Here is a 19,418-nt window from a genome sequence, read left to right on the forward strand (position 1 = left end):
AACCATGTTTTCCTCAACCTCACCTGCAACCGTACGGTCGAAAGCGGGCGCGATACTTCGCGTGACGTCCGGCAACTTCCTTGAGCAGTTCGATTTCTTTCTTTTCGGCTTCTATGCCACCTACATCGCCCACACGTTCTTCCCGGCGAGCAGTGAATTTGCGTCGCTGATGATGACCTTTGCCGTCTTCGGCGCGGGCTTTTTGATGCGTCCGATCGGGGCCATTGTGCTTGGCGCGTACATCGACAAGGTGGGGCGCAGAAAGGGGCTGATCGTCACGCTTTCCATCATGGCGGCTGGCACCTTCCTGATTGTGCTGATCCCGTCTTATCAAAGCATCGGGCTGTGGGCGCCGCTGCTGGTCCTGACGGGCCGCCTGCTGCAGGGCTTTTCCGCCGGGGCGGAGCTTGGGGGCGTATCGGTCTATCTGGCTGAAATCGCCACGCCGGGCCGCAAGGGCTTTTACACCAGCTGGCAGTCCGGCAGCCAGCAGGTCGCCATTATGGTGGCGGCAGCGATGGGCTTTGCCCTGAACGCCCTGATGGAAGAGAGCGCCATTCGCGAATGGGGCTGGCGCATCCCGTTCCTGTTCGGCTGCTTAATCGTGCCGTTTATCTTTTTCCTGCGCCGCAAGCTGGAGGAAACGGAGGAGTTCAGCGCGCGCCGCCATCATCTGGAAATGCGCCAGGTCTTTAAAACGCTGCTGGCTAACTGGCAGGTTGTGGTCGCGGGCATGCTGATGGTGGCGATGACCACAACGGCTTTTTATCTGATCACCGTTTATGCCCCCACCTTTGGCAAAAAGGTGCTGATGCTGAGCGCTTCAGACAGCCTGCTGGTGACGCTGCTGGTGGCTGTCTCTAACTTTATCTGGCTGCCGGTGGGTGGCGCGCTGTCGGACCGCTTCGGGCGCAAACCGGTGCTGATTGCCATGACCCTGCTGGCGCTGGCGACCAGCTACCCGGCCCTGACGATGCTGGCTAACGCCCCCAGCTTCTCCATGATGCTGAGCGTCCTGCTGTGGCTCTCCTTCCTTTACGGCCTGTATAACGGCGCGATGATCCCCGCCCTGACGGAAATTATGCCTGCGGAAGTGCGCGTGGCGGGCTTCTCGCTGGCATATAGCCTGGCAACGGCGGTATTCGGTGGTTTTACCCCGGTGATGTCCACCGCGCTGATTGAATACACCGGTGATAAAGCCTCACCGGGCTACTGGATGAGCTTCGCCGCGTTGTGTGCGCTGCTGGCAACGCTCTACCTCTATCGCCGTCGTGCGGTATCGCTGCAAAACACCGTCAAGTCACAGGAGGCCGCATGAAGCGCACGTCTCGCTATACCGCCAGCGCGCTGGTGCTGGCCTTTCTGAGCGCCAACGCCTGTGCTCAGGACGTCAAGGTGATGATCTCAGGCGGCTTTAAAGCCGCCCTTGAAAAGCTGGCGCCGGAATATGAACGCCGGACCGGGGATAAGATTGTTATTATTCCCGGCCCCTCAATGGGGGCTACGCCGCAGGCGATCCCAAACCGGCTCGCGCGCGGCGAGAAAGCCGACGTGGTGATTATGGTGGGCGATGCGCTGGAGAAGCTCGAAAAAGCCAGTCTGACCGAGCCCGGTTCGCGAGCCGAGCTCGCGGACTCCCCCATCGGCATGGTGGTCAAAAAAGGCGACGAGGTTCCCGATATCAGCAACGATGCAAACCTGCGTAAAACGCTGCTGCAGGCCAGCTCCATCGCTTACTCTGACAGCGCCAGCGGCAGGTATGTCAGCCAGACGTTGTTCACAAAGCTGGGGATAGAGAAAGAGGTGACGGATAAAGCGACAAAGGTCGAGCGTATTCCGGTCGCCTCGGAAGTGGCGAAAGGGAAGTACGCCGTAGGGTTCCAGCAGGTCAGCGAGCTGCTGCCGGTTGAGGGCGTCACCTTTGTCGGTAAAATCCCTGATAATCTGCAATACATTACGCGCTTCGCTGGGGCGGTGACCCGTCACGCGGAACATCCCGCCGAGGGAAAAGCGCTGCTGACCTATCTCGCCTCGCCGCCCTCCCGGGCCGTTATCCAGGAGACGGGGATGATCCCCGTTACGTCCGGCGATACTGCTCGGTGATGTGTTTTTCCAGCTCAGCCGCAATATAGGACTGGATGCGCCCCCGGCGCCGGATAAGCCCCACGGCGCGCTTCACTTCCGGCGCCACCAGCGGCAGATGCGTCAGCACGGTGTGCTCTGACGTGGGCATCGACATGGCGGGAACGGCAGCAATACCGATCCCCGCCTCTACCATACCGAGCATCGTGGTGACGTGACGGGTTTCGCAAACGCTAGGGCGCTCGGGAACAATATCTCCCAACATCCGGTCGAGCAGGTTACGGTTACCTGACGTTTTATCGAGAGAGATATAATCCTGCTGATAAAACGCCTGCCACGTCAGGTGGCTCTTCTGCGCCAGCGGGTGATCCTTTCGGCACGCCGCGACGTAGACATCCTCCACCAGCGGGAAAAACTCAATTTCCGACGGCAAGTTTCCTGCGAAGCAGATTCCAAAATCCGCCTGGCTTCGGGCCACGGCGTCAATCACATTCCCCGCGCTGCTGTCGATGAGCTTAATGCGAACGCGTGGATAGCGGGACTGAAAACGACGGATCACGTCAGGCATAAAATAGCAGGCCGCGGAGGGTACCGTGGCGACCGTGATCAGTCCCGTCCGCTCTTCGCTGACCTTATCGACATCCGCCAGCATTGACTCAACGTTGTCGAGCAGCTGCGCGGAGCGTTCCGCAAAGTTTTGCCCGTATAACGTTAAGGCCACGCGACGGGTGGTGCGGTCAAAGAGCTTTGTTCCCAGCGCGGCCTCCAGCTTCTCAATCCTGCGGCTCAGCGCCGACTGGGACAGGCAGATAGATTCAGCGGCGACGCGGAAGTTACCGTATTCCACTAACGCTCGGAAAGCATAAAGATCGTTAAGGTCAAAATTGACGGGCATATTTTCTGGCAATCCTTAGCGCTTTCTGGAAACTCGAACATTCATAATAGCGACTTATGAATCAACGGCAACCTCCACCGCTGGTCAGTGGGAATCGCTATATGTCTCCGTCACCGCATCCACCAGCGCCAGCTCCTCGCGGCTCAGCAGGGTCTCAATATTCACCAGAATAATCATTCGACTGTCGAGCACGCCCAGCCCAAGCAGGTAGCGCCCGGAAAGCACCGAGGCCACATCCGGAGTCGGTTTGATGTTTTCCACGTCAATCGACAGCACGTCCGCCACGCCGTCAACCACAATGCCCACAACGCGGTCATTCAGATTGAGCACAATGACCACCGTTTTGTCGTCCTGCGACGGGTCTGGTAGGTCAAAGCGTAGGCGCAGATCCACAATCGGCACAATCACGCCGCGCAGGTTAGTTACGCCGATAATAAACTCTGGCGAGTTCGGAACGCGCGTCAGGCGATCGCAGCCGCGGATCTCCTGCACTTTGAGAATATCGATGCCGTACTCTTCGCTGCCCAGGCGGAATACCAGGTACTCCTGAGCGATGGCCTCGGCTGCGGCTGGTTTAACGGTGGTTGCTACAGTCATGCGTTTACCCCCTCCCTCTGGGGTTGTGGAGCGTTGAGCGTCGAAAGCTCAACCACATCAAGGATCAGCGCCACGCTGCCATCGCCGAGGATGGTCGCTGCGGAGACGCCAGGAACTTTGCGGTAGTTATGTTCAAGATTCTTGACCACCACCTGCTGCTGGCCGATAAGCTGATCGACCCACAGCGCATAGCGGCAGCCCGCGCTTTGCACGATAACCACAATGCCATCGTCGGCGGGCGCGTCACCCGGCACCGAGAGGCGCTGACGCAGCAGCACCAGCGGCAGATATTCGCCGCGCACCTGCAGCAGACGCTCTTCGCCCACAAAGCGGCACAGCATCGCCTCCGTGGGCCGGAGCGACTCCATCACCGCCCCCAGCGGAAGGACGTAAATCTCTTCCCCCACCTTCACCAGCATGCCGTCAAGGATCGCCAGCGTAAGCGGCAGAATAATGCGAATGGTTGTCCCGGCACCCGGCGTAGAGAGCACGTCCACGTGGCCGCCCATCGCCAGAATGTTGCGTCGCACCACGTCCATCCCCACGCCGCGACCGGAGACGTCCGTCACGCTCTCGGCGGTGGAGAAACCGGCGGCGAAGATCAGCATCCACACGTCGTCGTCGCTCATGGTGTCGCTGATGGTCATTCCCTGCGAACGGGCTTTGGCGAGGATCTTCTCCCGGTTCAGACCCGCGCCGTCGTCGCTGACTTCAATCACGATATTGCCGCCGTGGTGTTCGGCCGAAAGCGTCAGGGTTCCGACGGGTGATTTTCCCTTCGCCACGCGCGTCTCTGTCTCTTCAATGCCGTGGTCCAGGCTGTTTCTCACCAGGTGCGTGAGCGGGTCGATAATGCGTTCAATCAGGCTCTTATCCAGCTCCGCGGAGCCGCCTTTGAGGATCAGCTCAACCTGCTTGTTGAGGCGCGCCCCCAGGTCGTGAACCAGACGCGGGAAACGGCTAAAGACATAGTCCATCGGCATCATGCGGATGGACATCACTGACTCCTGCAATTCGCGGGTGTTGCGCTCCATTTGCGCCACGCAGTTGGAGAGTAGATCGTAACTGGCCGGATCCAGCGTGCGCGAGAGCTGGGAGAGCATCGCCTGAGTGATTATCAACTCGCCAACCTGGTTGATTATCTGATCGACTTTACTCACCGCTACCCGGATGCTGCCCGACTCCTGCCCGGCGGTACGCGCCGGGGCGGCAATGCTTTTTGGCAGCACTGCCGGCGTGCTTTCGGGCACCGCATCCGGGCGACTCTCCACGGGCGCAACCGCAATTTGCCCGGCATTCACGACGAAGCAGAGCACGGCCGTGATGTCGTCCGCGGTAGCGCTGGTCAGCAGCGTGACCTTCATGCTCTCGGGCGTCGTTTCAACGTCAACAATGCTGCCCATATGGGACAGCTCTTCCCGCAGCATCGTCTGTTCACGCGCGTCGATATTCGAGAGCGTGACCAGGAGCTTCACCTCATCGGCACGTTTTTTCGTCTCAACGGGGGCGGGTTCAGGCTGCTGCCCTTCAAGGGCAATCGCTCTCAGGGCCTCGCAGATGTAGCGGAAACTGGCTTCATCCGGCTCCTGCGACGACTGATAGGCTTCCAGCTGCGCTTGCATAATGTCCTTACATTCCAGAAAAAGATTAACGATCGCGCGGCTGAGCGCACGCTCCCCTGCCCGCGCCTGATCGAGCAGGTTCTCAAGAAGATGGGTTGTCTCCTGGAGGGCAGTAAAACCAAAGGTGGCCGCCCCCCCTTTCAGCGAATGCGCCGCACGAAAAATCGCGTTGAGCTGTTCCGGGTCCGGCGTTGTCACGTTCAGCCCAAGCAGCTGTTGCTCCATCTCAGCCAGTAACTCTTCCGCTTCCGTAAAGAAGATCTGCGAAAAATCATTCATGTCCATCGGTATAACCCTGCACGTTTTGCAGATTGATCTCAGCGCGCTGAGCCTGCGTATCTTCCAGGCGGATCTCCTGCTCTTTCGAGCGGCTGAGCACCAGGATACTTATCCGGCGGTTGACCGCGCTCTCAGGCGGGGTGTTCTCCAGCGGCATCCGGCTGGCGGTACCAATCACCCGCAAGAAACGTTCATCGTTAAGCCCGGCTCTGACCAGCACCCGCCGCGCGGCGTTCGCGCGTCCGGCGGAGAGCTCCCAGTTGCTGTACCCCCCGTCGCCCCCGGCATACGGCAGCGAGTCGGTGTGCCCCGTCAGGCTCAGCGCGTTCGGCAGCTCCTGCAGCAGCGGCACCAGCGCCTGCAAAATCCCGTTCATGTAAGACTCCGGCAGCTCGCTGCCGACGCGGAACATCGGGCGGTCCTGCGAGTCGGTGATCTGGATCAGCAGACCGTCGTTGGTCAGGTTCAGCAAAATGTTGGACTTGAAGTTATTCAGCCGCGGATCGGTTTCGATCATCTTCTGCAGCTTCTCCTTGGCCTGCTTCAGGCTTTCAAAGCGCTTGTGCTTATCAATTTGGCTAAGCTGGCCTTTAAACACTTCGCCCTGCCGCTTGAGGATGTCATCCCCACCACCGGGGATGACGCTGTCGCTTAGGCTGGTTTTGTCCCCGTTTGCCATCGACGGCTTCAGCGGCATGCGGAAGTAGTCGGCAATCAGCTCCCTTTCCATGTCCGTGGACTGCGCCAGCAGCCACATGACCAGGAAGAAGGCCATCATCGCGGTCATAAAATCGGCATAGGCAATCTTCCAGGTGCCGCCGTGATGGGCATGTTTCTTCTTTTTGCGCTTACGTGAAATGATGACGGGCGTGACGTTCTTCATGCGGCGCTGTCCGACGTTTTGGTTTTCAGCGTGGCGTTGGACTTCACTTCGCGCACATGCTCTTCCAGCTCTTCAAACGACGGGCGTTCGCTGGTAAAGATGGTTTTACGACCAAACTCCACCGCAATCTGCGGCGCATAGCCGTTCAGGCTGGAGAGCAGCGTCACCTTGATGCACTGCAAAATCTTGACCTGGTCAGAACTCTTCTGGCGCAGCAGGGTCGCCAGCGGCAACACGAAGCCATAGGCAATAAGAATGCCGAGGAAGGTGCCCACCAGCGCGTGGCCGATCAGCATGCCCAACTCCGCCGCCGGACGGTCTGCGGAACCCAGCGCATTCACCACCCCCATCACCGCCGCCACAATACCGAAAGCCGGAAACGCATCACCCACGGTATTCAGACTGTGGGCCGGCACTTCCAGCTCTTCTTCACAGGTTTCGATCTCTTCATCCATCAGCGCTTCGATTTCATGAGAATTCATGCTGCCGCCAATCATCAGGCGGAAATAGTCGAGGATAAAGTTGGCGAGCATTGGGTCGCTCATCAGGCGGGGATAGGCGCTAAAAATATCGCTGTTCTGCGGATTTTCGATATCCTTCTCCAGCGACATTAGCCCGTGAACACGGCTTTGCGACAGCAGCAGGAACATCAGCGCCATCAGGTCCATATAGACCGCTTTGTTATAGCGCTTGCCCACAAAGACTTTCACCAGCGCTTTTCCGGTTGCCTTGAGGGATTTAATGTTGTTACCGACAATAAACGCCCCAACGCCGGCCCCGCCGATAATCAGCAGCTCCAGCGGCTGAAACAGCGCCATCAGATTACCGCCGGACAGAATAAAACCACCAAAAACGGTCAGTATGACAACAAGATAGCCAACAATAACTAACACACTCTCTCCTTTTGCTTTTTTGACCGATGCCGGTTGCCCCGGCATCAGGTAATCGCCATCTTGCGCACCGCCGCCCGTCAGGGTTACGCCGTCATGATTTCCGGCGCGGCAAACGTGCCCAGAAGGCCGGTATTGCTCACCTGGGATTTTTTAAGCGCACGCGACGGCGGGCTGCACAAGCTGCAGGTAAACGGGTTTTTAATAAATTCGGTGGTGACGATAAAACCACCACCGCACACGCTGCAGGCTTTACGCGAAATAATGCCGCAGTCGATAAAGCGTAATAATGTCCAGGCTCGGGTCAGCCCCAGCACCGGCTTCTCATCAGCGCAGGTGCTGCACTGCTCCAGATAAAGACGATAGGTCTTCATCAACATTTCAATCGAGCGACCCTGTTCGGTCTTTTTCAAATACAGGTAGATGTTGTAGAACATGGAAGAATGAATATTCTGTTCCCACGACATAAACCAGTCTTCGGAAAATGGCAGCATCCCTTTCGGCGGCGGACAACCGCGTAACTCTTTATATAAACGCAGCAGGCGACGGCGGCTCAGCGACGTTTCCGATTCCAGCACCTGCATTCTTGCCCCCAGGGAAATTAACCCCATGGCAATATTCACTTCGTCAATTTCCTGCAGCAGACTTTTTTCACCACACATAATTATGCCCCCTCTGCGGTAATGGCATCTTCTTCGCTTAAGGCGTTCAGAAGATTGGTCGACAAAATAATGCCGGTATGAATTTGCTGCAGTGCTTCAATACGCGAATCTTTGGTCAGGTTTTCAATTACTACTTCATCATCAACGCGCAAACGACAAATAAGCTGATTAGTGGCCGCCAGCTTCATTAATTGCGGAAGCGAAAGTTCTTTCAGGTTATCAATTGTCCCTTCAGATAAACCAAGGCGAAAACCCGCCGCAAATTTATCCTGACGGATCAGCTGCTGGGCCAGCAGAAGATAGGACAGGTTAATATCATGAATATTTTGCAGGTACTCGTCAAAATTAGACACAGGCGAAAACTCCCAATGTTATTCAGCCATCAACTGGCATGTCAGTTTAGTTAGATAACGTTTCCGAACTGATGCAGAGAGTCTTTTGGCATTGATATTCACAAAGGTAAGTTACTCTTCCTCAGTAAATGAATGACAATCCTGTCAATGCCAAAGGAGGCTGCATCTCAAAACTGGCAAAATCTTAAACATTAAGCATTTTCCGAACAAGCGACAGAAATTCTCCCAAATCTCCAGATTGATGTTAACTCATTGATTCAAATAATTAATAAAGCATTGTTAAACCTTATTAAACCTTGATTTTAATGGTTAACCCTGCATTAAACCCTTTATTAACATGGTGAATGTTAATGCCCTGTTATTATCCTTATGCCGATTCCATTCGACTGCGTAACCTTTTAACCGCCAGGCTGTGTAACTGGCTCACGCGTGTTTCCGTGATCCCCAACACCAGCCCAATCTCTTTCATGTTCAAATCCTGTAGATAATAAAGCTGCAGTAACTGCTGTTCTCTTTCAGGAATGAACCGAATATGTTCAGCGATCCGCTCCATCAAATTGTTCATGATGGTGTCATTCAGCGGGTTAAGTTGTTCATTTCCATCATCGCTCGTTTCCCAGCTGTCAGCATAATTCTCCTGTAGCTCGTCCATCGAGTACATCTGGCTGGCGTTATTATCCGCCAGCATCTGCTGAAATTCCTGTAAAGACACGCCCATGCGCTCGGCAATTTCACTTTCCGTGGCTTCACCGCCTTTTTCCTGCTCGACTTGCTGAATAATGGTGACTATTTCACGCGTATGGGTTCGTACCCGCCGCGGTACCCAGTCACTTTCTCTCAGCTCATCTAATAACGCCCATTTTACCCGCTGGGTGATCCACGCCGTGAGCGTCACCCCTTTTTTCGGGTCAAAACTTTCCACTGCACTTAAAAAACCAATCGAACCCGCCTGAATTAAATCATCCAGCTCGACGCTGGCAGGAAGCCGCTTATGTAACCGCAATGCTTCCTGCCGCACCAGATAGTGATATTTTGACCAGACTACCGATTTATCTTCCAGCCCTTCGGCCGTGTAAATACCATCCACGATTGCATTCCACCCGCTATTCTCTACGAGAATTATCCGGTGAAAAGGCGCATTCAAATAGTGCAATAAGCCTTTATAAAAATGCGCATTCTGTTACTTCGCTTTTATTAACGGGCTATTTAATAAAACAGCATGATTAATGGCGGTAATTAAGGTCATTAAAACGTTTCCCACTGGGCAAGGCCAGGCTCTTTTTGACGCCGTGGTTTAGTGGGCTCTACGCTCACGTTCGTCACGTTGCTTCCCTGGTTCAGCCTGAACTGCGCCACCAGCCGCTCCAGCGCGTCGGACTGGGCTTCCAGATCGCCCGCCGCCATGGCCGCCTCTTCCACCATGGCCGCGTTCTGCTGGGTCACCAGATCCATCTCGTTAACCGCCTGCGAAATCTGGTTGATGCCCGCGCTCTGCTCATCCGAGGCCGACGTGATTTCGCCCATGATCTGCGTCACCTGCGACACGGACGTCACAATCTCCTGCATCACGGTGCTGGCTTGCCCCACCTGACGCGAACCGATATCAATATTGCTCACGCTGGTGTTAATCAGCTGGTTAATCTCTTTGGCCGCATCGGCGCTGCGTTTTGCCAGGTTACGTACTTCTTCCGCGACCACCGCGAAGCCGCGTCCCTGCTCACCGGCACGTGCCGCTTCCACCGCCGCGTTCAGGGCCAGGATGTTGGTCTGGTTGGCAATGCTGTCAATCACGCCGTTGATGTCGGCAATCTGACGCGAGCTGGTGGTGATCTGCGCCATAATCTGCTCCAGGCTCTGCATCACTTCGCCGCCGTTATGGGCATTGTGGCTGGCGCTTTCCGCCAGCTCGCGGGCCGCGTGGGCGTTGTCGGCATTCTGGCGCACGGTGGTTTTGATCTGCTCCATGCTAGCCGCCGTCTCCTGCAGCGCCGCCGCCTGCTCTTCGGTACGGGAAGAGAGATCGTTATTGCCGTGGGCAATCTCCTGGGCGTTGGTATGGATACGCTGCACGCTGTCGCGGATCCCCAGAATCGTGCTGGTCAGGGAGGTGCGCATGGTCTCCAGTTCGGTCAACATGTTGCCGATTTCATTCTGGCTACCGCTTTCGATCTCCTGGCTGAGATCGCCCGCCGCCACGCGACGCAGCGTCTCTACAGTGGTCTCCATACGACGCACCAGGGTGTGACGCAGCCAGAAACGAATGGCGAACAGCAGACCGACGGCCAGAATAATCACCACAAGCCCGACGCCCAGCATGATCTGGTAACCACGCTCGGAGGCCTCTATATAGCTCTGGCTCAGGCGAGTGCTGGCATCGCTGTACTGATCCACCTTATTACGCAGCGCGGTGCGCAACTGCATATCGTGTTCCAGCGAGCCTGAATACCCTGCCGGGTTTTGCAGATAGCCCAGCTTAACTTCAGCAACTTTATACACTTCGTTGAACGCCGTATTCACCTCGGCGGCCAGACGGCTCTCTTCCGGGGTATTAAACGGCGACGCCATAAACGCATCCATATTACGGCGCGCAATTTTCACCACGTTCTGCGTATGTTTGGCCACATTCTCAGAGACCGGGTTACCCAGCGCCGCCTGCAGCATCAGGCCGTTGGTATTGGCCATCACCGCGCTGATGTTATAGGCCGCATCGCGCATCTGGTCGTTATTTTCTGAGGCCACAACAATACGTTTAAAATTCGTATTATTAGAGACCGCGTCATAAACCGAATAGGCGGTTACGCCGAACAGCATGACCGCAAACAGGCCGATAATAAGGCTGATTGCGCTATAAATTTTAAGTTTCGTTAGCATAGTTTCTCACCTGCCGCGCACGGTTAAGCCGTACGCGGTGGCACCTGAAAAAAGGGAATTAAACGGTCTGGAACGTCACATATTAAACAGATTCATTTTCTGCATATTTTTGTAGACGTACATCGAGGCATTAAAGGCCAGTTCGGACATTTGCGACTCCGACACCAGCGTCACCAGCATGCTGGTATCGGCACCGATGGCATCCTGCACTTTGACAATGGTGTCGTTAATCAGCACGTCGCCGGTGAGATCCAGCGCGTCCAGTTGCTGCAGGTTGGTACCCAGCTCGGCCTGGGCTTTACCCAGACGGTCGATGCCCGCATCTATGCCTTTGCTGGCAGCTTCAAGCGCGGCTCGCATAGCGTCGTAGTCAATATCTTCTTTTATTAGCTCTTCAACGGCTTTGTCGAGAAGCGCAAAAATGTCCTTGAAGATCTCATCGCCGAGATGGCCGGTTTGCATCTCGGTTCCGTCGGCAACGGTTTGCTTACGCGCTTCATCCCCACCCTGATATGCCCCCGCGTCATCAAACGCGGGCGTATCGGTGTTAAAGCCGCTGAAAATATAGCGACCGGCGGCGTCGCGGCTGTTGGCTAAATCCAGCAGATTCGCGCGGATCCCCTCAATCTCTTTTCCCAGCGCCCGGCGATCGTCGTCAGAATAGGCATCCGATCCCGCCGCCACCATTTTTTCCTTCAGGGTGGTGGTCATAAGATTTCCCACGCCGTTCAAAATATTGTCCTGAAACTCCAGCGCACTGCGCGCGCGGGAACGCACGTTGCTGTACATCTCCAGCTTCGCCAGCGCGTCCTGATGTTTTACCGCATCCGTCGCGGCGGTCGGGTCATCCGAGGCTTTGAGCAGCGTTTTACCCGCTGACATCCGCAGATAAACGTCGTTACTCTGGCTCATGCGCTTCGTCATCGACTCCGCGCTTTGCTTGTACATATACAGTGTACTTAATCGCATTCTCTTCTCCTTATCGGATGGCCAGCAGGGCGTCAAACATATCCGTGGCGGTTTTCAGCAGCTGCGCGCTGGCACGATAATATTGCCCAAACATATCCAGATTGATGCGCTCCTCGTCCATGTTGACGCCCGAGAGCGCCTGTTTGGTGTCGTATTTAGTGCGTAAATCACTTTCGGCGCTGACTGCATAGGATTTCACCTCGCGCGCACTTTCACCGATCTTGCCCGCCAGGCTGGCATACGCTTCGCTGAGCGTGTTGTTGCCAATTAATGCTTCATTCTGGATCTTCAGCATCTCTTCGAGGTTTTTGTTGTTACCTTCTTCACCCGCCGCGTCCGCTGCCGCAAAGTCCTGCGCACTGGTGATCTTACGGCTGATGCCTTCGGCTGCGCCTGCCATTGGGTTCAGGGTAAAGGTATCCCCCGGCTTGACGGCTCCCGCCAGAGGGACTTTTATTTCTATGCCATCAAATTTCAGCGTATCCCTTGAGGATGGCTCAAGCGATACCGTACGCCCGTCGGCCCCCTTGACGACCCAGTCAGGGTCATTGAACGTGATCTCGTAATTCTCAGATTTTACTTTTTCGAAATCGGTCACCCTGACCTGATCCAGTTTACCTGTACCCTGGTTTTTCGCGTTCGCAATGGCCTTGATATCCGGCAGTGAGAAGAGATCGTCGCCCGGAGCACCGTCCGCCGTAAACCCTTGCCGGTTCTGCTCGTTCATCCGGTGCGCCATCATAAAGGCGATCTGGTCCAGATCCTGACGCGCAACGACGAGATCCTCATTGCGGAATTTGAACAGCCCGCCCAGACGACCTTTGGTGATGGCGTTTTCATCCAGCGGCGACGCTTTGCCGTTCGCGTCCACGTAGGACACAATCATCTTGTTGGGATCGGCATCTGACGGAGAGGTTTCCAGCTTGTAGGCGGTACCGCCGGAGACCAGCGGACGCCCATCGGACAGCGTGACGCTCACGCGACCGGAGATCTGATCCTCGGTTACGCTAATCCCCAGCTGCTCGCTCAGCCCCTCCAGCAGCGCATCGCGCTGGTCGAGCAGGTCGGCAGGCGGCGTACCGCTGCCCTGTGCCCGCTCCAGCTGCTTGTTAAGCTCTGCCAGCTGTTCGGTATAGGTATTGATCTCTTTGGCGCTGCGCTCAATCTGGGTGTTGGTGCTCTTTTCCAGCCCGGACAGGCGTTTGGCGCTGGCGTTATAGCGGTTGGCCAGCACGTCGAGGGAGGTAAACACCGCCGCACGCGCCGGGCCATCCGCCGGGTCGCCGCTCAGCGTCGCCATATCCTTAAACAGCTTGCCCAGTGACACGGAGACGTTATCCGATTCATCCGCGAGCATGTTATCGATATCCGCCAGCTGCTCCATCCGTCCGGTAAAGGAGGCATAGCTGGAAAGTGAATCCCGCAGCTGATTGTTGGCAAACGCATCATAGGCACGCTCTACGCCGCTGGCGCGGGCGCCATAGCCATAAAAACCCTGGGGGGTCGACATGCCGCCAAGCTCACCGATGATCAGGCTGCGGCGGCTATAGTTGCCGGATGGGCCGTTGGTCAGATTATCACCGGTCACCCGGATCGCGGCCTGCGCCACGCTGATGCCATTTCTGGCTAAATTAAATAGGTTATTCATACGTTCTGGATATTCCCTGATTGCGGGCCCGGGGTTCGCGTCCGGGCCAGAAAGTTCATGGCTCTTTTTATTTCATCGGTGATTCAAAAATTCTCTAAAACATCTTTCTCAGAAAATGTTGTCGATATCGTTTTTATAGGCGTTCACGCCCTGCTGAATATCGCCTTTTACCTTCTGAATAATGGTGATGAGCTTTTTGGCGTAGGCCGGATCGGTCGCGTAACCGCCCGCCTGCAGCGCCTTCGCCCCCTGCTCTGCGGAATCTGACTGCACCACGCCGCGATAGCGCGGGTTTTTGGTCAGCAGCTTCGCGTAGTCCGAGAGCGCATGTTCGTAGGAGTCGTAGACGCGGAACGCCGCTTTCACCTTCTGCTTCACGCCGTTGATATATTCCGTGGTGGTGATTTCGGTGGTTTTGCCGCGCCAGTCGCCCGTGGCCTTAATGCCGAACAGGTTGTGGCTCGGGCTGCCGTCGGCGGCGGGGATTTCCCGTTTCCCCCAGCCGGACTCCAGCGCGGCCTGGGCGAGGATCAGATGCGGATGCAGCCCGCTCTGCTGCGCGGCCGCCTGGGCCGGACGCAGCATGCGGGCAATAAACGGATGCGCGCCTTCTGAAGGTTGGGCAAAGGAAACCTGCGCAGGCAGACGCAGCGGGCCGGTGGCGGGAGCAGGCGACAGCCCCGGGCGTAAAACTTCGCGCCCCGGCGGGGTGACAACCGGGGCATCACTTTCGCCCCCCAACTGGCGGACGATAAGATCGGCAAAGCCGAGCTGACCACTCCCGGCAATATTTTGCGCAATCTGCTGATCGTGCATCGCGGTGTACATCTCTGAAGACTGGCTGCTCAGCAGATCGTCCTTGAAGGTGGCATCGCGCATGCTCTTCATCATCATCTGCACGAAAATGCCCTCCATCTGCTTCGCCGCCGCCTTCAGCGCGCCGGGCGTTTGCCGCCCGGCCTCCCGTTTCAGCGTGTCCAGCGAGCGAACGTCAAACGCAGGCTGGTCGAATTTATCGAAGGCGTTCATCAGTTCACCTCCAGCTTCGCCCGCAGACAGCCGGCGTTTTTCATCGCCTGCAGAACCGACATCAGCTCGTTCGGCGTGGCGCCGAGGCTGTTCAGGGCGCGGATCACCGCGTTCAGATCGGTGCTGCTGCGCACGTGCTGCAGCGAGCCGCCGCTATCGCGCACCGAGATATCGGTTTGCGGCACCACCACCGTTTCGCCGCCGCCAAACGGCGTGTCCGGCTGGCTGATGATGTTGTTCTGCATCACCTCCACCGTCAGCGACCCGTGCGCTACCGCGCAGGAATCCAGCGACACGTGGCGGTTCATCACCACCGAGCCGGTGCGCGAGTTCACGATCACCTTCGCGTCCTGCACGTTCACCTTCACCGGAATATCCTGAATATCGGCGAGAAAACGCACCCGGGACGGGCCGTCCGGCGGCGCAAACAGGCGCACGGTGCGGGCATCTTCCGGCAACGCCGCCCCGCCGCTGTAGCGCTGGTTAATGGCGTCGCTGACCTGCTGCGCCAGCGAGAAATCGCTTTCGTTCAGCTGCAGACGCACGATGTTCTGGCTGGCGAAATCGTTCGGCACCTCCCGCTCGACGGTTGCTCCGGCGCTGATGCGTCCGCCGTTAAGCTGGTTCACCTGCACGCGGCTGCCGCCCGCCTGCGCGCCTGCGCCGGAGATCAAAATATTGCCCTGCGCGATGGCGTAGATTTGATTATCCGCCCCTTTCAGCGGGGTCATCAGCAGCGTGCCGCCGCGCAGGCTTTTGGCGTTACCCACCGAGGAAACCACGATGTCCAGCTTGTCGCCCGGACGGGCAAACGGCGGCAGCTCGGCGGTGACCATCACCGCTGCGATGTTTTTCAGCTGCATATTGGTGCCCGCCGGGACGGTGATCCCCAGCTGGGAGAGCATGTTGTTCAGGCTCTGTCCGGTGAACGGCGCCTGCATGGTCTGGTCGCCGGTACCGTCGAGACCGACAATCAGGCCGTAGCCCATCAGGGAGTTGGAACGCACCCCCTGCACCGTCGCCAGATCGCGGATGCGTTCCGCGTGTACCCCTTTGGGTATCGCCAGCATCATGCCGTAGAGCAGGATGCTGAGAAAAAACAGGATAGATTCTTTTTTCATGGTCATATCAGAAAGGAGAAAGGTTCAGGAACAGGCGCTGCAGCCAGCCCATGTTCTGCGCTTCGTTGATGTAGCCGTTGCCGACGTACTCAATGCGGGCATCCGCCACCTGGGTGGACGGCACGGTGTTGCTGCCGCTGATGGTGCGCGGGTTCACCACGCCGGAGAAGCGAATGAACTCGGTACCCTGGTTAATAGCAATTTGCTTTTCGCCCACCACGCCGAGGTTGCCGTTGGGCAGCAGCTCTTTGACGGTCACGGTGATGGTCCCGGTAAAGGTATTGCGCGCCGCAGCGCCGCCCTTACCCGCGAAATCGTTTTTACCTTCGGCTTCGAAATCCGCTTTGCCGTCGCCCAGCCAGCTGTTGAGCTTGGTCGGCACCGCAATCAGCCCCATTCCGGCCGATCCATTACGGTTGGCACTGGCGGAGGAACTTTTGCTGGCGCTCACGTTCTCCTGCAGCAGGATCGTCAGCGTATCGCCCACGTTACGCGGGCGGCGGTCTTCGAACATCGGCTGATAGCCGTAGTTCATCCCCTGCCCTGCCTGAAACAGTGAGCCGCCGGTCGCTGCCGGTGCCATCGGTAATGGTGCTGCCGTTGTCGGGCCTTCAACCAGAGGCTTTTGCATGATGTGCGCGCAGCCGCCGAGCAGCAGCGTGCTTGCCAGCAGCGCGGCTGCCGGAATGTGCATAGACAATATTTTCATTTCAGTGTCGATAAAGTGTCTGGCCGCGCGAGCGGCCAGAGAGGATTACAGCTGGGAAAGGCGCTGCAGCATCTGGTCAGATGCCGACACCGCCTTACTGTTGATTTCGTAGGCGCGCTGCACCTGAATCATGGTCACCAGCTCTTCCGCTACGTTGACGTTGGAGATTTCCACGTAGCTCTGCTTCAGCGTGCCCGCGCTCTCCATGCCCGGGTTTAGCTCGTTCGGCGCGCCGGACGACTGGGTCTCTTTGTAGAGATTGCCGCCGATGCTTTCGAGCCCCGCGTTGTTCACAAAAGTGGTCAAGGTCAGTTGGCCAATCTGCTGCTCTTCCGCCTGGCCGGGCACCTTCACGCTGACGATCCCGTCGCTGCCAATCGTGAGCTTTTGCGCATCCTGCGGAATGACGATCCCCGGCTGAATGGGATAACCTTCGGCATTCACCAGCTGCCCGTCCGGGCTTTTGCCAAAATGGCCGTCGCGGGTGTAGGCGGTGCTGCCGTCCGGCATCTGCACCTGGAAGAAGCCTTCGCCTTCAATGGCGACATCGTACTCATCGCCGGTCTGGTTCATCCCGCCCTGGGTATGCACCCGCTGGGTGGAAACCGGGCGCACGCCGGTGCCTAACTGCAGGCCGCTCGGCAAGGTGTTCTGCTCGGTGGCCTGTGCGCCGGGCTGGCGCAAGTTCTGGTAGAGCAGGTCCTGAAACACGGCGCGCTGGCGCTTAAAGCCGTTGGTGTTGACGTTCGCCAGGTTGTTGGAGATGACGTCCATATTGAGCTGCTGTGCTTCCAGCCCGGTTTTTGCGATCCATAAGGAACGAATCATAGTGACTCCTTGCGCGAGCTTAGCTCACGCTTAATAGCTGGTTGGCCTTCTGGGCGTTCTCGTCGGCGGTGCGGATCACCTTCATGTTCATGTCGAAGCCGCGGGAGTTGGCGATCATTTGGGTCATGGCCTGCACCGGGCTGACGTTGCTGCCCTCGATGGCCTCCGGCGTCAGGCGCAGGGTTTCATCCTGGGCCAGTACGCCTTCCGCGGCGCGGAACAGGCCGTCGTCACCGTGGACCATGCTGTTCATGTCAGCATTGACCAGCTTGACGCGCCCCACCGGCACCAGCGCCGTCGGGTCATCGCCCATGCCGAGCGCCGACACGGTGCCGTCGCTGCCGATAGTGACGTGAGACTGCGGCGGCACCTCCAGCGGCCCGCCGTCGCCCATCAGCGGACGGCCGTTGACGCTGAGCGCCCCTTCCTGATCCACTTCGATAGCGCCGTTGCGCGTATAACCTTCGCTGCCGTCGTCCATCGCTACCGCCAGCCAGCCGTTTTGCGGCAAAGCCACGTCCAGGCTGCGGCCGGTGTGGGTGATCGGCCCCATGGTGGTGTCGTGGAACGGCGTAGACTCCGCCACCAGCGCGCGGGTGCGCAGGGTTTCCCCTTCGATGGGCACCGAGCGGAAGGCCGCCAGCTGGGAACGAAAACCGGCGGTGGAGCTGTTCGCCAGATTGTTTGAGGTAACCGCCTGGCGGTTGAGCGCCGCGTTGGCGGCACTCATGGCGGTATAAATAGCGCGATCCATCGTTCAGCCTTAGCGCAGGTTAACCAGCGTCTGCAGCACTTCAGACTGGGTTTTAATGGTTTGCGAATTGGACTGGTAGTTGCGCTGGTAGACGATCATGTTGACCATTTCGCTGCCCAGATCCACGTTGGAGGTTTCCAGCATGCCGCCTTCGATACTGCCGAAGCTGCCCGTGCCGGAGGTGCCGAGGAACGGCTGGCCGGACTGCACGCTTTCCGCCCACAGGTTGTTGCCCTGCTGCTCCAAGCCGCCCGCGTTGGCAAAATCGGCCAGCACCACCTGCGCCACGGTCTGACGCTTACCGTTGCTGTAGATGGCGATCACTTCGCCGGTATCACTGACCTGGTAGCTATTGAATTTACCCGGCGCCTGGCCGTCGATTTCGCCCGGTATGATTTGCGAGTCGCTTGAAAACTGCGTAAGTGCGCCTAAATCCAGCGTCACAGACAGACCCGCAGCCCCGTTATAAGCGTCCCCTTTAATGACGCCAGTAGCGGAATTTTTGAGCTTACCGAATTCATCAAATTCCAGCGCAATTTCGGTAAATTTAGTCTCATCGCCACCTTCTGGCGAAGTTGAGTCCTGGGCGAAAGCCTTCCAGTTACCATCACCATCATTAACAAAGAACACTTTAATCGCATGCCGGTTACCGAGGCTGTCGAAGGTTTCCACTTCGCTAACGTAGTTGTACGTTTCAGGCTTGGTCGCGTCGAAATTTTTCGAATCCAGTTTTTCTGAGCCAGACTTCAGGTTGCCTGTCAACGACCCCGCTGTCGACGCCGCTGGCGGCATATCATCCGTCGGAATGCGAATCGGCCCGACCTGGGCACCCGGGTTAATCACCCCGTCCGTTGCCTGGTAGCCGGTCAAAAACAGGCCATTCGTTTTGTTGGTAATAAAACCGTTTTCATCCTGCTCAAACTGGCCGTTACGCCCGTAAAAGACGCTGCCCGACTGATCAACCATGCGGAAAAAGCCCCGGCCGGAGATCCCCATATCCAGCGCGGAAGAACCATTCATCAGGTTACCGTCACCAAAATTCTGATCCACACCGGCAACCTGCACCCCCATTCCCATTGAACCCGCAAAGAGATCGGCAAAGGAGACGGAGCCGGCTTTAAACCCCACGGTCTGGGAGTTGGCGATATTGTTACCCACTACATCGAGTGCTTTTGCGGCAGCACTTAAACCGCTAAGACCTTGTGAAAAACCCATAATTAATGTCC

19 protein-coding genes are annotated in these 19,418 nt (G+C 57.3%); 2 read left to right on the plus strand and 17 right to left on the minus strand.

Features of this window, described 5'->3' with window-relative positions; translation table 11 throughout:
• Positions 1–4: 4 nt before the first annotated feature.
• Entirely contained in the window at positions 5–1,318 is a 1,314-nt protein-coding gene (locus tag ABR39_RS04980) for an MFS transporter (protein WP_047346011.1), read from the plus strand.
• Positions 1,315–2,103 (plus strand): substrate-binding domain-containing protein, encoded by a 789-nt coding sequence (locus ABR39_RS04985; RefSeq protein ID WP_047346012.1) that lies wholly within the window; start codon positions 1,315–1,317, stop codon positions 2,101–2,103. Before ABR39_RS04980 ends, ABR39_RS04985 begins: the two co-directional genes overlap by 4 nt.
• On the opposite strand, the gene ABR39_RS04990 is transcribed toward ABR39_RS04985, so the two are convergent.
• The 17 genes from ABR39_RS04990 to flgE form a co-directional block, all read right to left on the minus strand.
• Positions 2,078–2,977 carry a LysR family transcriptional regulator gene (locus ABR39_RS04990; RefSeq protein WP_047346013.1) on the minus strand — a complete coding sequence of 300 codons (900 nt, stop codon included), beginning with the start codon at positions 2,975–2,977 and terminating at the stop codon, positions 2,078–2,080. The genes ABR39_RS04985 and ABR39_RS04990 overlap by 26 nt on opposite strands.
• Positions 2,978–3,061: 84 nt before the next feature.
• Entirely contained in the window at positions 3,062–3,574 is a 513-nt protein-coding gene (locus ABR39_RS04995; protein ID WP_047346014.1) for a chemotaxis protein CheW, read from the minus strand.
• Complete coding sequence (cheA, locus tag ABR39_RS05000) at positions 3,571–5,481, minus strand: chemotaxis protein CheA (protein ID WP_047346015.1); 1,911 nt, start codon at positions 5,479–5,481, stop codon at positions 3,571–3,573. Before cheA ends, ABR39_RS04995 begins: the two co-directional genes overlap by 4 nt.
• Positions 5,468–6,358, minus strand: coding sequence for a flagellar motor protein MotB (gene motB / locus ABR39_RS05005; protein ID WP_047346016.1), 891 nt, complete (start codon positions 6,356–6,358; stop codon positions 5,468–5,470). The genes cheA and motB overlap by 14 nt, the downstream gene beginning before the upstream one ends.
• A complete protein-coding gene (motA, locus tag ABR39_RS05010; protein WP_047346017.1) occupies positions 6,355–7,251 on the minus strand; it encodes a flagellar motor stator protein MotA in 897 nt (298 codons plus the stop codon). Before motA ends, motB begins: the two co-directional genes overlap by 4 nt.
• A gap of 83 nt (positions 7,252–7,334) precedes the next feature.
• Positions 7,335–7,910 carry a flagellar transcriptional regulator FlhC gene (gene flhC, locus ABR39_RS05015; RefSeq protein ID WP_047346018.1) on the minus strand — a complete coding sequence of 192 codons (576 nt, stop codon included), beginning with the start codon at positions 7,908–7,910 and terminating at the stop codon, positions 7,335–7,337.
• A 2-nt stretch (positions 7,911–7,912) separates the two neighbouring features.
• Positions 7,913–8,263, minus strand: a complete 351-nt coding sequence (flhD, locus tag ABR39_RS05020; protein WP_047346019.1) for a flagellar transcriptional regulator FlhD — start codon at positions 8,261–8,263, stop codon at positions 7,913–7,915.
• Between the two features lie 367 nt (positions 8,264–8,630).
• Entirely contained in the window at positions 8,631–9,350 is a 720-nt protein-coding gene (gene fliA, locus ABR39_RS05025) for an RNA polymerase sigma factor FliA (RefSeq protein ID WP_047346020.1), read from the minus strand.
• Between the two features lie 158 nt (positions 9,351–9,508).
• Positions 9,509–11,134 (minus strand): methyl-accepting chemotaxis protein, encoded by a 1,626-nt coding sequence (locus tag ABR39_RS05030; protein ID WP_047346021.1) that lies wholly within the window; start codon positions 11,132–11,134, stop codon positions 9,509–9,511.
• Positions 11,135–11,209: 75 nt separating this feature from the next.
• Positions 11,210–12,103 (minus strand): flagellar hook-associated protein FlgL, encoded by an 894-nt coding sequence (gene flgL / locus ABR39_RS05035; RefSeq protein WP_047346022.1) that lies wholly within the window; start codon positions 12,101–12,103, stop codon positions 11,210–11,212.
• A gap of 10 nt (positions 12,104–12,113) precedes the next feature.
• Entirely contained in the window at positions 12,114–13,751 is a 1,638-nt protein-coding gene (gene flgK / locus ABR39_RS05040; RefSeq protein WP_047346023.1) for a flagellar hook-associated protein FlgK, read from the minus strand.
• A gap of 108 nt (positions 13,752–13,859) precedes the next feature.
• On the minus strand, positions 13,860–14,780 hold the full coding sequence (gene flgJ / locus ABR39_RS05045; RefSeq protein WP_047346024.1) for a flagellar assembly peptidoglycan hydrolase FlgJ: 921 nt from the start codon (positions 14,778–14,780) through the stop codon (positions 13,860–13,862).
• Positions 14,780–15,907, minus strand: coding sequence for a flagellar basal body P-ring protein FlgI (locus ABR39_RS05050; protein WP_047346025.1), 1,128 nt, complete (start codon positions 15,905–15,907; stop codon positions 14,780–14,782). The genes flgJ and ABR39_RS05050 overlap by 1 nt, the downstream gene beginning before the upstream one ends.
• A 1-nt stretch (position 15,908) precedes the next feature.
• On the minus strand, positions 15,909–16,595 hold the full coding sequence (locus ABR39_RS05055; RefSeq protein WP_082132624.1) for a flagellar basal body L-ring protein FlgH: 687 nt from the start codon (positions 16,593–16,595) through the stop codon (positions 15,909–15,911).
• Positions 16,596–16,655: 60 nt separating this feature from the next.
• Entirely contained in the window at positions 16,656–17,438 is a 783-nt protein-coding gene (gene flgG / locus ABR39_RS05060; protein WP_047346027.1) for a flagellar basal-body rod protein FlgG, read from the minus strand.
• A 19-nt stretch (positions 17,439–17,457) separates the two neighbouring features.
• On the minus strand, positions 17,458–18,192 hold the full coding sequence (locus tag ABR39_RS05065) for a flagellar basal body rod protein FlgF (protein WP_047346028.1): 735 nt from the start codon (positions 18,190–18,192) through the stop codon (positions 17,458–17,460).
• 9 nt (positions 18,193–18,201) lie between these two features.
• A complete protein-coding gene (gene flgE, locus ABR39_RS05070) occupies positions 18,202–19,407 on the minus strand; it encodes a flagellar hook protein FlgE (protein ID WP_047346029.1) in 1,206 nt (401 codons plus the stop codon).
• Positions 19,408–19,418 lie beyond the last annotated feature (11 nt).

It is taken from the genome of Enterobacter genomosp. O (assembly GCF_001022965.1).
Lineage (GTDB): Bacteria > Pseudomonadota > Gammaproteobacteria > Enterobacterales > Enterobacteriaceae > Enterobacter > Enterobacter cloacae_L.